General features: G+C 39.9%; 17 protein-coding genes. 7 read left to right on the forward strand and 10 right to left on the reverse strand.

The genetic code is table 11. The features are described from left to right. Positions 1–42: 42 nt before the first annotated feature. From FZ940_RS07450 to FZ940_RS07460, 3 genes are all read right to left on the reverse strand, one after another. Entirely contained in the window at positions 43–459 is a 417-nt protein-coding gene (locus tag FZ940_RS07450; RefSeq protein ID WP_107792906.1) for an Rrf2 family transcriptional regulator, read from the reverse strand. A gap of 115 nt (positions 460–574) precedes the next feature. Next, positions 575–1,210 carry an NAD(P)-dependent oxidoreductase gene (locus FZ940_RS07455; protein ID WP_103579403.1) on the reverse strand — a complete coding sequence of 212 codons (636 nt, stop codon included), beginning with the start codon at positions 1,208–1,210 and terminating at the stop codon, positions 575–577. Positions 1,211–1,240: 30 nt separating this feature from the next. After that, positions 1,241–1,615, reverse strand: coding sequence for a cupin domain-containing protein (locus FZ940_RS07460; protein WP_148822114.1), 375 nt, complete (start codon positions 1,613–1,615; stop codon positions 1,241–1,243). 162 nt (positions 1,616–1,777) lie between these two features. Between FZ940_RS07460 and FZ940_RS07465 the strand changes: the two genes are divergently transcribed. The 7 genes from FZ940_RS07465 to FZ940_RS07495 all read left to right on the forward strand — a co-directional run bounded on the left by FZ940_RS07465 (position 1,778) and on the right by FZ940_RS07495 (position 7,726). Continuing rightward, on the forward strand, positions 1,778–2,662 hold the full coding sequence (locus FZ940_RS07465) for an ABC transporter six-transmembrane domain-containing protein (RefSeq protein WP_148822115.1): 885 nt from the start codon (positions 1,778–1,780) through the stop codon (positions 2,660–2,662). Next, positions 2,640–3,560 carry a cation diffusion facilitator family transporter gene (locus tag FZ940_RS07470; RefSeq protein ID WP_148822116.1) on the forward strand — a complete coding sequence of 307 codons (921 nt, stop codon included), beginning with the start codon at positions 2,640–2,642 and terminating at the stop codon, positions 3,558–3,560. Before FZ940_RS07465 ends, FZ940_RS07470 begins: the two co-directional genes overlap by 23 nt. Positions 3,561–3,678: 118 nt before the next feature. Continuing rightward, a complete protein-coding gene (gene lepA / locus FZ940_RS07475; RefSeq protein ID WP_103603796.1) occupies positions 3,679–5,469 on the forward strand; it encodes a translation elongation factor 4 in 1,791 nt (596 codons plus the stop codon). A 172-nt stretch (positions 5,470–5,641) separates the two neighbouring features. Then, positions 5,642–5,872, forward strand: coding sequence for a 2-hydroxymuconate tautomerase family protein (locus FZ940_RS07480; protein WP_009294206.1), 231 nt, complete (start codon positions 5,642–5,644; stop codon positions 5,870–5,872). Continuing rightward, on the forward strand, positions 5,866–6,588 hold the full coding sequence (locus FZ940_RS07485) for a hypothetical protein (RefSeq protein WP_148822117.1): 723 nt from the start codon (positions 5,866–5,868) through the stop codon (positions 6,586–6,588). Before FZ940_RS07480 ends, FZ940_RS07485 begins: the two co-directional genes overlap by 7 nt. An 11-nt stretch (positions 6,589–6,599) precedes the next feature. Beyond that, a complete protein-coding gene (locus tag FZ940_RS07490; protein WP_084107836.1) occupies positions 6,600–7,157 on the forward strand; it encodes a YajG family lipoprotein in 558 nt (185 codons plus the stop codon). Next, the gene (locus FZ940_RS07495; RefSeq protein WP_107784761.1) at positions 7,157–7,726 is read left to right on the forward strand and encodes a ComF family protein; all 570 of its coding nucleotides are present in this window, start codon (positions 7,157–7,159) and stop codon (positions 7,724–7,726) included. The genes FZ940_RS07490 and FZ940_RS07495 overlap by 1 nt, the downstream gene beginning before the upstream one ends. A gap of 82 nt (positions 7,727–7,808) precedes the next feature. On the opposite strand, the gene FZ940_RS07500 is transcribed toward FZ940_RS07495, so the two are convergent. From FZ940_RS07500 to FZ940_RS07530, 7 genes are all read right to left on the reverse strand, one after another. Continuing rightward, entirely contained in the window at positions 7,809–8,447 is a 639-nt protein-coding gene (locus tag FZ940_RS07500) for a YggS family pyridoxal phosphate-dependent enzyme (RefSeq protein WP_187422155.1), read from the reverse strand. After that, positions 8,444–9,553: an RIP metalloprotease RseP gene (gene rseP, locus FZ940_RS07505; RefSeq protein WP_148822118.1), complete on the reverse strand. Its 1,110-nt coding sequence runs from the start codon at positions 9,551–9,553 to the stop codon at positions 8,444–8,446. Before rseP ends, FZ940_RS07500 begins: the two co-directional genes overlap by 4 nt. Positions 9,554–9,749: 196 nt before the next feature. After that, a complete protein-coding gene (gene pgsA / locus FZ940_RS07510; RefSeq protein WP_085657289.1) occupies positions 9,750–10,295 on the reverse strand; it encodes a CDP-diacylglycerol--glycerol-3-phosphate 3-phosphatidyltransferase in 546 nt (181 codons plus the stop codon). Between the two features lie 33 nt (positions 10,296–10,328). After that, positions 10,329–11,117: an enoyl-ACP reductase gene (locus FZ940_RS07515; RefSeq protein WP_021091937.1), complete on the reverse strand. Its 789-nt coding sequence runs from the start codon at positions 11,115–11,117 to the stop codon at positions 10,329–10,331. After that, entirely contained in the window at positions 11,117–11,986 is an 870-nt protein-coding gene (gene dapA, locus FZ940_RS07520; protein WP_222862003.1) for a 4-hydroxy-tetrahydrodipicolinate synthase, read from the reverse strand. The genes FZ940_RS07515 and dapA overlap by 1 nt, the downstream gene beginning before the upstream one ends. A 26-nt stretch (positions 11,987–12,012) precedes the next feature. Continuing rightward, positions 12,013–13,254, reverse strand: coding sequence for a M16 family metallopeptidase (locus tag FZ940_RS07525; RefSeq protein ID WP_148822120.1), 1,242 nt, complete (start codon positions 13,252–13,254; stop codon positions 12,013–12,015). 11 nt (positions 13,255–13,265) lie between these two features. Then, complete coding sequence (locus tag FZ940_RS07530) at positions 13,266–14,339, reverse strand: quinone-dependent dihydroorotate dehydrogenase (protein ID WP_148822169.1); 1,074 nt, start codon at positions 14,337–14,339, stop codon at positions 13,266–13,268. Positions 14,340–14,385: the final 46 nt, after the last annotated feature.

Consider the following 14,385-nt stretch of genomic DNA (forward strand, 5'->3'; position numbering starts at 1 on the left):
ACTTTTTAAATTCTATAACCTAGTTTGCCTGTTTTTTAAATTTTATAAATTAATAAGCTCATCTAATAGATCTTGTAAAGTAATACTTCTTAAACTATTCTCTAAAGCTTCTTGTGCTTTTAGGAAGTGACCAGTTAAGAGTCCCTCGATCTTGCCACCAAGCGGGCAAGCTTTAGGTGAGTCAGAGTGGATCTTAAAAAGTTTTTCTTTATTATTTACTGCGTTAAAAATTTGAAGCAAATTTATATCTTTTGGCTCTTTTGTAAGACTCACACCACCAACTCCAGCTACGACATTCACGAGTCCTGCAGCCTTTAGAGTACCAAGCAGACGCCTAACTATGACCGGATTCGTGTTTATACTACCTGCTATAAATTCGCTCGTGACTTTCTCGTCTTTGAAAAAACAAGCTGCTAAGACTACATGAATCGCGATTGAAAACTTAATCCCTACTTGCACAATCGTCCTTGAAATTTTTTCTGATTATACTTTAAATTTTTACTAAAAGCAGTTTATTTTTTAGTTTAGATTTGACAAGCCGGCTTTTTATGCCAGCTATGTCAAATCTATAATTTCATGCTCGCTCACTAACTGCTGTGAAGCGTTTTTGTATAAATTTTTTGTTTTTTAGCTCGTCTATGATCGCAAGCGCAAGGTCCGCATAGCTTATATAGCTCTCATTCTTTGAGTTTAAGATGAGATTATCTCCACCAAGCACGTATTTACCAGTACGAGCACCATTTGCGTCGTAGTCGCCTGCTGGACTTACGTATGTCCAAAGTAAATCGCTCCTATCTTTTAGCTCAAAATAAGACTCCGCAGTCGCCTTTGCCACACCCATATATGCAACTGGGAAGTCTGGCGTATCCATCACCATTGTGCCCTTATCGTCTACAAATAATGTACCAGCGCCACCAACTACAAGTAGTCTTGTGTTGCTACCCTCTAGCAAATTTGCAAGATGAGCAGCAACCTTTCTGTGGAGTGGGAAGGTCTCTGGTGTCCAAGCGGCAAATGCACTGATAACTACATCAAAGCCTGCTAGATCGGACTTGGCTAGATCAAAAATATCTTTATATATGACTTTAACGTTGTCATTTTTATACTCTTTATTTCTAACTATTGCTGTGACATCGTAGCCTTGTTTTAGCGCCTCATTTACTAAATTTGCACCGCTTTTGCCGTTTGCTCCGATGATTGCTATTTTCATTATTTCTCCTTTAAATTTTGTTTTTAAATTTTACAGCCAGCTTGGCTTTACGTCTTCAACTATCACGCCGTCACTCATAGTGTATTGTTCTAGGCTACCTTTTTTACTTTGGATACACATCATTTTTATACCACTTGTGCCAGCTCTAAAGCACCTTTTGCCTTCTGGATCTATGCGTAGTGCGTCTCCTTTGCTTACTTTTAGCACTTCACCGTCGATAAAAAGCTCACCATCACCTTCTAGGATGATGTAAAGCTCCTCATTTTGTTTGTGTGAGTGGACAAATGGCACGCTCACATTGGCTGGAAGCTCGTTTATAGATACCTCACAGCCACTTAAATTTAAAGCTTCTTTTAGCTCAACTCTTGGCTCGTTTGCGATCTTTGCAATCTGAAAATTTTTCATTTTGTTCTCCTTGTCTTTGTGTTGTAATATTTTTATTTACAACCGATGAGCGAAGTATAATAATTTTTTGTTGTAATGTCAAGAGTTACAACAAAAATTTATCAAAATTTGCAAATTTAGGCTATAATTTACGAAAAATTTATGATAACTTGGAGTTAAAATTTGCAAAATAACGCCTTTAAAACGCTAAAGAGCATAGCGACCGAGCACAATAAAAATCTCATTTTGACCTTTGCTTTGGTGTTAGCAGAGAACGGACTTTTTCTTGCTTATCCGATATTTGCGGGCTTTGCGATAAACGCAATCATGCAAGGAAATACGTTAAATGCCCTCATTTACGCACTTTTTGTGCTCATAGCGTGGCTTGTAGGAGCCATTAGGCGCCGCGTGGATACGCAAGTTTTTGCAAATATCTACGCAAAGCTTGCTGTAAATGTCATCATGAATGAAAAACAAAATGCCAAAGACGACTCCGCCATCATCGCTAGAGTAGCGCTCTCACGAGAGTTTGTAAATTTCTTTGAGACGCATTTTCCTATGTTTTTTACATCGGTTATTTCGATCATCGGCTCAGCGTTTATGCTCATCTTTGTCGAGCCAAAGGTCGCTGTGGCGTGCTTTGCCGTGATGACCTTTTTTCTTATATTTTTGCCAAGATATATCAAGAAAAATGACGACCTTTACCTTCGCTTAAATGACCGCCTAGAAAAAGAGGCAAAGGTGATAGGTGCTTTTAACAAAAGCACGCTAAATAGGCACTATGATGTCGTTTCTAAATTTCGTATAGCGATCTCAAACAGAGAGGCGATGAGCTATTTTATCATCGGCATTAGCGCTTCGCTACTCTTTTTGGTGGCGATAATAGTGCTAAGCTCGCAGCAGACAAATGCCGGCCACATCTACTCTGTGATGACCTATATATGGAATTTCGTCATCAGCCTTGACGACTCGCCAAAGCTCATCGAGGAATTTTCAAATTTAAAAGATATAGGCAAGAGGATCGACGCCCAAAAGAAGGATAATGATGCACAACAAGAGCGTTCTTAGAAATTCATTTTTTTTAATTTTCACGTTTATGATAGTTGAGGCCGTTTTTGGCTTTGTTTCAAACTCGCTTGCGCTCATTAGCGACGCATTTCACATGCTCTCAGACGCTGCGGCTCTCTTTTTGTCGCTGGTTGCTTTTAAGATCGCAGAAAAAAGGGCAAATTTACAAAAGACCTTTGGCTACAAAAGGGTCGAGATCATCGCTGCTTTCATAAATGCTATCGCTCTTATCGCGCTGGCTATCTTTGTCATAGTTGAAGCGATCATTAGGCTTTTTAATGAGCCAGAGATAGAGGCTAAAACGATGCTTTTTGTTAGTATTTTGGGGCTTGTGGTAAATTTGGTCGTGGCTGTTTATATGCATAAAAGCGCTGATACAAAAGAAAATTTAAACATGAAAGGCGCATATTTGCACGTACTTGGCGACACGCTTGGCTCAGTTGGTGCCATCATTGCAGCGCTTCTTGTGATGAAATTTAACTTCACGCAGGCCGATAGCATCGCAAGTATCTTTGTCTCGCTACTCATCATAAAAAGTGGCGCTAGCTTGCTAAAAGATAGCTTTAATATCCTGATCGAAGCCGTGCCACTTAAGCTTGATACGGATGAAATTTTAGGCATTATAAATGGTGTAGATGGCGTTAAAATCGTGCATGACCTGCATATCTGGGCGATAAATGCTGGCACAAACGCGCTCATAGCCCACGTGGTGGTGGATGATGCTTTAAGCGTGGCTGAAATTTCAAAGATGATAAAGCGCATCGAGCACGAGCTTTCTCACGTTGGCATCGGCCATGTCACGCTTCAGTTTGAGAGTGAGAGCCTTGGACATAAAGACGATCTCGTCTGCGAGCTAAATGATGATGAAGGACATGAGCACTTTGGACATTGTCATTAAGATTTTTGAGAATAGAGCCAAGTTCTATTGGCGGGCTTATGATAAAAATATATTTATTGGCATTTAAATCAACTTTAGGCAAAATAAAGCCCAAAATTTAGTAAAAAGTAAAGCTTATATGAAAAACATTAGAAATTTTAGCATTATCGCTCATATCGACCACGGCAAAAGCACGCTTGCTGACCGCCTCATACAGGAGTGTGGCGCCGTCAGTGACCGTGAGATGAGCAGTCAGATCATGGATACAATGGATATCGAAAAAGAGCGTGGCATCACGATAAAAGCCCAGTCTGTGCGCCTAAACTACGCACTAAATGGCGAAAATTTTGTTCTAAATTTGATAGACACTCCGGGTCACGTCGACTTTAGCTACGAGGTGAGCCGCTCTTTGGCTAGTTGTGAGGGCGCACTGCTAGTCGTGGATGCTAGCCAGGGAGTGGAGGCACAAACCATCGCAAACGTCTATATCGCACTTGAAAACAACCTAGAGATCATTCCAGTGATAAACAAAATCGACCTACCTGCGGCTGATCCTGCCAGGGTAAAAGACGAGATCGAGCATATCATCGGACTTGACTGCTCAGGAGCGATCGAAGTGAGCGCAAAAACAGGCGTTGGCATAAAAGAGCTGCTTGAAGCGATCATCACGAGGATCCCTGCGCCAAATGGTGATGCAAATAAGCCAACAAAGGCGCTAATTTATGATAGCTGGTTTGACAACTACCTTGGCGCGCTTGCACTTGTGCGTGTTTATGATGGTGAAATTTCAAAAAATGATGAAATTTTGGTTATGGGCACAGGTAAAAAACACATCGTGCTTGACCTCATGTATCCAAATCCTATCGCACCGATCAAGACCAAAACGCTTAGCGCTGGCGAGGTCGGTATCGTTGTTTTAGGACTTAAAAATGTTAGTGACGTGCAAGTTGGAGATACGATAACGCAGTCAAGAAATCCTCTAAAAGAGCCAGTTGGTGGCTTTGAGAGGGCTAAGCCGTTTGTTTTTGCGGGACTTTATCCTATTGAAACTGATAAATTTGAAGATCTGCGTGACGCGCTTGATAAGCTAAAGCTAAATGACAGCTCGATAAGCTATGAGCCAGAGACTTCGGTTGCACTTGGATTTGGCTTTAGGGTTGGCTTTTTAGGGCTGCTTCATATGGAAGTGGTAAAAGAGAGGCTGGAGCGCGAATTTGATCTTGATCTTATCGCCACAGCGCCAACCGTGACTTATGAAGTCATACAAACTGATGGGCTAAATTTAAAGATTCAAAACCCAAGCCAGCTACCACCAGTCAATAAAATAGACTCAATCCTTGAGCCATACGTGAAAGCGACTATCATCACACCAAGCGAGTTTTTAGGCAACATCATCACGCTTTTAAATAATCGCCGTGGCATACAAACAAAGATGGACTACATCACGACTGACCGCGTTTTGCTTGAGTATGACATACCGATGAACGAGATCGTGATGGACTTTTACGACAAGCTAAAATCAAGTACCAAAGGTTACGCGAGCTTTGATTATGAGCCAAGCGACTACCGCGTGGGCGATCTAGTAAAGCTTGATGTCAAAGTGGCCGGCGAGACGGTCGATGCGCTCTCCATCATCGTTCCTGAGAGTAAGGCACAAACAAAGGGTAGGGACTTTGTAAAAGCGATGAAAGAGATAGTGCCACGTCAGCTCTTTGAGGTGGCGATACAAGCTAGCATCGGTAATAAAATAATCGCTAGAGAAACCGTAAAATCAATGGGTAAAAACGTCACAGCCAAGTGCTACGGCGGCGACATCACTCGTAAGAGGAAGTTGCTAGAAAAGCAAAAAGAGGGTAAGAAGAGGATGAAGGCGATAGGAAAGGTGAATTTACCGCAGGAGGCATTTCTCTCAGTCCTAAAAATAGACTAGCGGCGTGCCGTGAGCGCCTTTGAATGAGCTTTAAATTTTCTCTCTTCGATGGACTATTTGTCCTATCTTGATCGAAAATTTATGCGCAACATCCAAAATCATCTCACGACATTATGACTTGTCTTGTGTTGTTTTGATAGGTTTAAATACTAAATTTGCAAAAAGGAGCATTATGCCGTTTGTGAAAATTTGCGTGACAAAAGAGGGTGATAGCCCAAGTGTGGAGCAAAAAGAAAAAATGATAAGCGGAGTTACAAAGCTAATAAGCGAAATTTTAGGTAGAAGCGCTCAAAATACCGTTGTCATTATCGATGAGATTGATACGAATAACTACGGCATCGCAGGCGAGAGTGTGAAAAATCTCCGCAAAAAACAAAAAGAGCAAAAGGAAGTGAAATGCTAAGAGCGACATTATTAGCAATTTTTGCAGCCGTCTTTCTAACTGGCTGCGTGGCAAAAGCTAGCCTTTGTCTATCGTGCGAGGGCATAGACGGCGTGCAAAGTGCAAGCATAAGTAGCGAAGATAAGACCTATTTTGAAGAGGTTATGAGGATCCCAGCTGACTGCAGCGCTTGCAGGGGCAGGGGCGATGGCGTCTTTATAAATGGCGTCAAGTATAGAAGCGACGTGGCGATAAACTGCTGCTTAGAAAAAAATATGATCGACATAAATGTTGGGCTAAAGAAGGTCTATTTTCATAGGATCGTGGATGCTAGAAGCAGCGCAAGGTCGATTTACTATACAAGAGAAGATGGTAGTGGCGTAGTCTTTAACTCAAATCCACGCCTTGAAGTGCTTTTTTACATGTTTTTGCAGCGTGAGTTAAATTCTCGCGGAATCGTTGTTGTCGATACTCAAACATCACCTTATACGTACAGGCTTGATTTTAGATTTGACGAGCTTAGAGGAAGCTATTCGGGAAGTTCAGAAATTTTAAATGGACATCTAAATGGGCTTCTTATTCTTTCAAATATAAATTTCAAAAAAACATTACCTATCTCGACCAGGCACCATGTGGAGAAGCTAGAGGCTTCAGAGTCTGGTCAGTTTGACTTTTTTATCGCACTTTTAGTTAAACAAGCTGCGATAAAAGTAGCCGATGAGATCACTAAACTTTAAAAGGAAAAACGATGAATAAATTTAAATTTTTAGCTATTTTTGGACTTTTTGTTTTGTTTTTAACTGGTTGTGCACCAAGTCAAAGTGTTGTCGCATTTGATCCATATAAGGCTGCTGCGAACCAGCAAAATAGCGGCTTTGAGGCCTATATAAGCGCAGTGCATGACAACCGCAAAAACAAAAGCACCATTGCTACGATCACTGATAGTAAAGGCACAGTAAAAGAATATGTCGTGCTTCAAAACGATCTTGCTACTTATTTTAGTGATTCGCTCAAAAAAGAGCTTATGGCGCGCGGTGCAAATGTAAATGGCATGGGTGGCGTCGTAGTTGAAATTTTTATCAACGAATTTGAAGCAAATATGAGTGGATACGGTACTGATAATACAAAAGGCAATATTAAGATTACACTTAAGATCCAAAAAGGCGATCAAAGCATCGTTAAAAACATTTCAAATAATCAAACCAAATTTGAGTTAATTCCCACAGGTGGAGCATTTAAATCATTTTTAACCGAGATCATAAATGATGCCATCAAACGCACAGCAATTGCTATTTTAAATAGCTAATGTTTTGTGCGTTTTGCAAGAGCTTTACGCTAAATACATTTTGTAAAATTTGCTCACAAATTTTAAGCGAGCCAAGCCCGATAGTAAGAGAACTAGAGGGCTTTAAAATTTATAGCTTTTACGGCTACTCTGAAATAAAAGAACTCATCCACTCCAAGCATCAAATGCACGGATATTTTATATATAAAAACTTAGCTAAATTTGCATTTAATCAATTTGCTAAAAGCTTTAGCTTACCGGAGAAAGTCTATGCTCTGCCGATAGATGATAGAGTGCATCACGGCTATTCGCATACGGCTATTTTGGCAAATGCGCTAAGGGCTAAAAATCTAAAGCCCATATTTCATGCACTGCATGCAACAAGCAAGATCAGCTATAGTGGTAAGGATTTGCAATTTAGACAAAACAACCCAAGAAATTTTAAAATCCTAAAAAAGATCACTGCGCCAGTTATTTTAGTAGATGACATTGTAACCACTGGCACAACGATACTTGAGGCTAAAAACACTCTAGAAAAAGCTGGCGTAAAAGTACTTTTTGCTCTAGTTTTGGCTGACGCTAAATATTAAAATTTTATTTTTTGCTCAAGTCTTTTTAGTAAAAATTTATCAAGCTCTAGCAACAAAGGTAAATCAGATAAAAGCGATAAAATTATAAATAAAGCATAGTGCCAAGGCGAATCATATTTGAGCCACATTTTATCGCTAGCTCGAAGTCGCTACTCATGCCCATCGAGCATATAGCTGCACCTTTTGGCTTTAGGCTCTCGTAAATTTTATAAGTTAGCTCAAAGCTCTTTTGAATCTCTTTTGGCTCATCCACATGCGCTCCTATACTCATCACGCCTTTTAGATTAATATTTTTACACTCGCTTTGGATACGCTCATAAATTTCTGCCGCATTTGCTACGCTTACACCTTGCTTTGTATCCTCATCAGCCGAGTTTATCTGAAGCAAAGTATCTAGCTTGTAGCTAAGCCTTTTATCAACCTCTACGGCCCTTTCAAAGCTATCGCAACTTTGCCAAAGTGTTGGCTTTAGACTTATCATTTGATTTATTTTGTTATTTTGCAAGCGGCCGATCATATGCCATTTTATATCAGCAAAATTTTGCAGTTCTAGCTCTTTTTTGGCTAGCTCTTGGACTCTATTTTCTCCAAAATTTCTTTGCCCTTGTGCGTAAAGCTCTCTTACTTCGACACTTGTGACATTTTTGCTAACGGCGATTAGTGTCACGTCGTTGCTTAAATTTTCGATCTTTTCTAATAGCTCTTTTAAAACTATCATCATAAACCTCCGCTTAATCTCATAATGTCATTAAAGGTTGCAAGCATCATTATACCAAGCAGTAATGCCCAGCCGCAGTAGGTAAGCGTCGTGAGCACTCGCTCATTTACCTCGCGTCTAAAAACTATCTCATATAGGTTAAAAAGTATGTGGCCGCCGTCAAGTGCCGGGATGGGGAATAAATTTAATACGCCTAAATTTACTGAGATTAAAGCGACAATCGTCAAAAGCACGCCAAGACTTATTTTTGCAGCTTTTGAGGTGACATCGGCGATTTGTAGGATACCGCCGACCTCTTTTAGCGGCACAGCTCCACTTACTAGTTTGGTAATGCTTTTAAAGATTAGTTTTGACGCCTCGATCGTCTCACTAAAGGCAAAATTTATGCCTGCAAGACCAGTGTGGTAAATTTTTATCACTTCTCCATTTGGAGAGATCCCGATCAATGGGCGTTGCACCTTTTCATTAAATAGATTTATCGTCTCGCCTATCTTTGGTGTTAAATTTATAGTCATTTGCGAGCCGTTGTGATCTATCAAAATGGTGCTTGGCTCAAGTTTTACATTTTTACTGATCTCATCCCACTCGTTTATCTTTATACCATTTATCGCTAAAATTTTATCATTTTTAACTAGTCCAGCGCTCGCAGCTGCCGAGCCTTCAGCTATGTGGCCTACACTTGGCGCAAGTCTTTCAACTCCGATAGATCCAAGCAAAAGGTAGATAAAAAAAGCTAGGATAAAGTTAAAAAATGGCCCTGCAAAGAGGATGTAAATTCGCTTTATGGGGCTTAGCACGTTGTAGCTGTCCGCGTCGTAGTTTTTGGCTTTTGGGTCGGTGTCATCTTGACCTTTTAGCTGTACGTATCCACCAAATGGGATCGCACTTAGGCAGTAGTCGGTGCCACCAATGTTTTTGGTATAAATTTTCTCACCAAAGCCGATACTAAAGGTATTTACCTTTACGCCAAGCGTTCTTGCTGCCAAAAAGTGGCCAAGCTCGTGAAAAAATATGAGAAAACTAATGGCTAAAACGGTCACTAAAAAATAAAATGAATACACATAAAGCCCAAGACAAAGTAGGGCTAGCGTGAAGAAAATACCTTTCAAAACTTACCTTTTTTTGAAAAATTGATGAGATTTTAGCCAAAATTTATAAATTTACTCTCAAACGGCGTTTAGCTAAAAATTTCTTTTAGCTAGGAGAAATTTTTAACTTAATTTTACTTATTTAGAAAATGAAGATTTGATTATTTTATATAAAATTTTGCAAGTAAAAACTTTAGGTCTTACGAACGAAAAAAATTTAGCTCTTTTTCATCGCCTTTACATAGGCAAAGATATATTCAAACCCAGAATAAAGCGTGAGCGCAACAGCGATCCAGAGTAAAAGTTCGCCACCAGGCCAGCTCATCAGTAAAAATCCAACCGCAAACATCTGCGAGACTGTTTTTACTTTGCCAGCCATCGAGGCCGCAACCTCTACACCATCACTTGCCATCACGACACGAAAGCCAGTTATAAAAAATTCTCTTACCAAGATGAGATAAACGGCCCAAGCACTCGCTCTACCAAGCATCATAAGACCTAAAAATGCAGCTAAGATCAACATCTTATCAGCTAGTGGGTCAAGGATCGCTCCAAGCTTGGTCTTTTGATCCCAGCTTCTGGCGATGTAGCCGTCAAAAAAGTCAGTCACCGAGGCGATCACAAAAATAAGAGCTGCGAAGTAGTTTATCCAACTTATGTGAATTTGCGTAAAAATTCCTGGCGCATTTACAAGCATAAAAAACATAAGCGGAGCCAGCAGTATCCTAAAAAATGCCAATGCGTTTGGTAAATTTAAACTCACAAATATGCCTTTATGCTTAAAATTTTAATTTTCTCATTTAAAAGTCGTGCCGCCATCTATTATAAATGTGTGCCCAGTTACCCAGCTAGCCTTAGATGAGCATAAAAATAGACATGCTCCGGCTAGGTCAGTTGGCTGTCCCATGCGGTTTAGTGGACTAAGCTTTGCTGTCATATCGCGCACCTCTTCGTAGTTTGTAAAGGCTCTTAGTGCGTCTGTCTCGATAGGACCGCCACTTACGACGTTTACGCGGATATTTTTTTCGCCAAGCTCGGTCGCAGCGTATCTTGCCATGGCTTCAACGGCTGCTTTTGCTGTGCCATGGCCTGCATAGTTTTCGATATAGACTAAATTTCCAGTTGAGCTTAGGCTAATGATACTACCGCCACCCACCTTTTCCATGCGTTTTGCAGCCTCTTGAGTACCTACGACAAAGGCATTTACTGTTGCTGTAAAGATATTGTTTATGCCTCTTGGTTTTAGTTTCATAAATTTAGTGTATCCGCCAGCTACTGCACGACCTGAGATGATAGCATTTGAGATGAAAAAATCAATCCTATCAAAATCCTCGTCTATCTTTAAAAATAGCTCTTTATAAGTCTCTGGCTCGAGGATATTTAGTGCATATGCTCTTGCTTTTATCTTGTAAGTAGTCTCAAGCTCTTTTGCTTGTTCTTTTGCAAGCTCTTCGTTTGAGTTGTAGGTAAATGCTATATTTACACCAGCTTTTGCAAATTCTTCAACTATGGCTCTACCGATGCCTCTGGTGCCGCCACTGATAACTAGCGTTTTACCTTTAAATTCGTTTAGTGTGTCCTTCATTAAAATCCCTTTATTTCGTAATTTTTTATTACTTCTTCGATTTTTTTAAAATTCTCTTTACTTGGTTTGCAAAGTGGCAAGCGATACTCTAAAGAGTCGATGAGTCCGGCTAGATACATCGCTGCTTTGATCGGTATCGGATTGCTTTCGCAAAAGAGTGTTTTATTTATCGTGTATAGATTGTCGTTTATTAGTTTTGCTTTTTTGTACTCTTCGTTCATTGCAAGGTGCGTAAGCTCTGAAATTTGATCTGGTAAGAGGTTTGCAGTGACTGAGATGACGCCCTTGCCGCCGTTTGAAAGGATAGGGTAGTTGATCGCATCTTCGCCGCTGATAACTACTAAATTTGGCTCGTGAGCCAGTAGATCGACACATCTATCTATGCTACCTGTAGCCTCTTTGATACCATAGATATTTTTACACTCTTTAAAAAGTCTAAAAACGGTCGCTGGCAAGATATCCACGCCAACTCTACCTGGAACATTATAAAGAAGCACAGGAATTTCAATGCTATTTGCAATGGCTTTGTAGTGCTCGTAAAGCCCTTCTTGTGTTGGTTTGTTGTAATAAGGCGCAACTGAAAGGATACCATCAGCGCCATGAGCTTGAGCAAATTTAGCGATACCAATAGCCTCGTGAGTCGCGTTGCTGCCAGCTCCAGCTAGTACTTTTACATTTGTGCCTTTACATGCATCTACGGCTATTTCGATACAAATTCTATGCTCATCATGCGTTAGTGTTGCACTCTCGCCGGTAGTTCCAACTGGCACAACGACATCTATGCCGTGTTTTATCTGTCTTTTTATTAATTTTTCAAAACTGACTTCATCCACTTTTTGATTTTTAAATGGCGTAATGAGTGCGGTCATCGCACCTTGAAGCGAATTTTCCACGTTTATTCCTTTTTTAATATTATTGTTGTGCTGGTTTTTTCATTGAAATATTTATTTGCTATCTCTTTTAAAAGCTTGGCATCTATCTTATCGATATTTTTTTCAAGCTCGTAAAGTGGCTTTATGTCGCCTCTAGCAAGATATGAGCCATATAAATTTGCAACTTTGCTTGCACTCTCAAATGAGTAAATAAAATCAGTTTTTATCAAATTTTTAACTCTTAAAACATCATCTTTGTCGATTGGTTTATTTTTTAAATCATCTATGATCTTTAAAATTTCAGCCTCAACTACACTTGCTTCGGCATCTGGGTTGCAAACTGCTAAAAATATAAATAAATTTTCATCAACGCAGCTCATATTATAAGCATAAATTTGATTTACGAGCATTAGCTCATCGATTAGACGTTGCTGTAAAACAGAGCTTTTGCCAGTGGCTAGATACTCGCTTATCGCATTTAGCCCCACTTGATCGGCATGCCTAAAGTCCGGGATCTTATAAGCGATAGCTAGCATTTGTGTTTGGCTATCTTTGTAGATGATAGCTCGTTTTGCGCCGTCTTGTTCAGGCTCTTTGCAGTGCAGTTTTGGTATAGCTCTTTTGTTCTTTATGCTGCTAAAGTTTTTCTTAGCTAGCTTAAATGCCTCGTCCTTGCCGATGTCGCCACTTATCATCAAAATGGCGTTTTTTGGCTGATAATACGTAGCGTGAAATTCTTTTATATCAGCGATCTTCCAGTTTTCGATATCTTTTATAAAGCCTATCGGAGTCCAGTGGTATGGGTGGTAGATAAATGCGTGGTTGTAGAGCCTAAAGTAGAGGTATCCCATGGGGTTGTTGTCTGTTCGCCACCTGCGCTCTTCGTGCACTACCTCGCGCTCTGGCTGAAATTCTTTATCTTTTAGGCTTAAATTTTTCATAAGCTCAGCAAAAAGACCAAGCGTTTTGTCTAAATTTTCATTTGAGGCTTTTATAAAGTAGTGAGTGTAGTCAAAGCCTGTACTTGCGTTATTTACGCCGCCAAAGCCCTTTACGATCTCGTCAAACTCCCCAGCGCGTAAATTTTTGGTTGATTTGAAATTTAGATGCTCTAGCATGTGAGCGATGCCGCTTTTGCCCATCACTTCGTTTCTGGAGCCAACTTTATAAAAGACATCGACGCTTATCACTTTTGAGCCAGGATTCACTGGCACGTGATAAATTTCAAGTCCATTTTCTAGTTTAAATTTATTAAATTTTATCAATCTCTTGCCCTCTATTTTTTAACATTTGCGCCGACTGCTTCGCTGATAGAGGCAAAGCCATCTCTTTTTAAAAGCTCTAAAATTTCTAAATTTATATCTCTTGCGATCATCGGCCCTTTAAAGATAAAGCTTGTAAAAATTTGGACTAAATTTGCTCCCATTTTTATGCGCTCATAAGCCTCTGCACCGCTATCTATGCCGCCACACGCGATAAGCGTCGTCTTGCCATAAAGCTCATCTGCCACGGCTTTAAATATCTCTTTTGACTTTTGAGTGATCACCTTGCCACTTAGTCCGCCAAAATCCTTTAAATTTGACGAGTGAGAGAGCGAATAATCAACGCTTGTGTTTGAAACGAGCACACCACTAGCGCCGTTTTCTACCGCACAGCTACAAAGTTTGATCGCATCTTCGTGGCTCATATCGGGAGCTATCTTAAAGATGATCGGCTTTTTAGTGAGTGGCAAAATGACGCTAAAAAGCTCTTTTATAAAGCTCTCATCTTGCAAAGCCCTTAAATTTGGCGTGTTTGGCGATGAGACGTTTATGACAAATGTATCGCAAATTTCACTAAATTCTTTTACTAAAATTTCATAGTCTTTTATCGCATCTTCGTTTGGTGTAACCTTGTTTTTACCGATGTTTGCCCAGATCGGTATGGTGAAAGGATATATTTTTTTTACTCTATTTTTGATAGCCTCACAGCCTTCGTTGTTAAAGCCCATCGCATTTTGAATACTCTCTTCATCTATGAGTCTAAAAAGCCTTGGTTTTGCGTTGCCAGGTTGTGGTTTTGGTGTAAATGTGCCAAATTCTAAATGTCCAAAACCAAGAGCCGTGAGTGCTTCAAACATCGTGGCGTTTTTATCAAAGCCACCTGCTATGCCAACTGGATTGTGATAGGTGCTTGAGAATAAATTTTGTTTTAATGCATTGTCATCAACAACGCACTTATTTGCTACAAAGCTTAATGATCCTGGAAAAATTTTATTTGCTCCGATCATTGCAAGTTCTGCGATTTTATGGGCTGTTTCAGGATCAAATTTAAAAAAAATAGATTTTAAAGTTTCGTAGTTTAAACTCATTTTAACCTCTTTAAAATGCCTAAAAATTTGTGCAAATCTTAGCAAA

The organism is Campylobacter concisus, from assembly GCF_902460415.1.
Lineage (GTDB): Bacteria > Campylobacterota > Campylobacteria > Campylobacterales > Campylobacteraceae > Campylobacter_A > Campylobacter_A concisus_Y.

Excerpts from the sequence above, each read along its gene's own strand:
- FZ940_RS07455 (WP_103579403.1), bottom strand. The coding sequence starts at position 1,210 with ATGAAAATAGCAATCATCGGAGCAAACGGCAAAAGCGGTGCAAATTTA.
- FZ940_RS07460 (WP_148822114.1), bottom strand. The coding sequence starts at position 1,615 with ATGAAAAATTTTCAGATTGCAAAGATCGCAAACGAGCCAAGAGTTGAG.
- FZ940_RS07470 (WP_148822116.1), top strand. The coding sequence starts at position 2,640 with ATGCACAACAAGAGCGTTCTTAGAAATTCATTTTTTTTAATTTTCACG.
- lepA (WP_103603796.1), top strand. The coding sequence starts at position 3,679 with ATGAAAAACATTAGAAATTTTAGCATTATCGCTCATATCGACCACGGC.
- FZ940_RS07480 (WP_009294206.1), top strand. The coding sequence starts at position 5,642 with ATGCCGTTTGTGAAAATTTGCGTGACAAAAGAGGGTGATAGCCCAAGT.
- FZ940_RS07485 (WP_148822117.1), top strand. The coding sequence starts at position 5,866 with ATGCTAAGAGCGACATTATTAGCAATTTTTGCAGCCGTCTTTCTAACT.
- FZ940_RS07490 (WP_084107836.1), top strand. The coding sequence starts at position 6,600 with ATGAATAAATTTAAATTTTTAGCTATTTTTGGACTTTTTGTTTTGTTT.
- FZ940_RS07495 (WP_107784761.1), top strand. The coding sequence starts at position 7,157 with ATGTTTTGTGCGTTTTGCAAGAGCTTTACGCTAAATACATTTTGTAAA.
- FZ940_RS07500 (WP_187422155.1), bottom strand. The coding sequence starts at position 8,447 with ATGATGATAGTTTTAAAAGAGCTATTAGAAAAGATCGAAAATTTAAGC.
- FZ940_RS07515 (WP_021091937.1), bottom strand. The coding sequence starts at position 11,117 with ATGAAGGACACACTAAACGAATTTAAAGGTAAAACGCTAGTTATCAGT.
- dapA (WP_222862003.1), bottom strand. The coding sequence starts at position 11,986 with ATGACCGCACTCATTACGCCATTTAAAAATCAAAAAGTGGATGAAGTC.
- FZ940_RS07530 (WP_148822169.1), bottom strand. The coding sequence starts at position 14,339 with ATGAGTTTAAACTACGAAACTTTAAAATCTATTTTTTTTAAATTTGAT.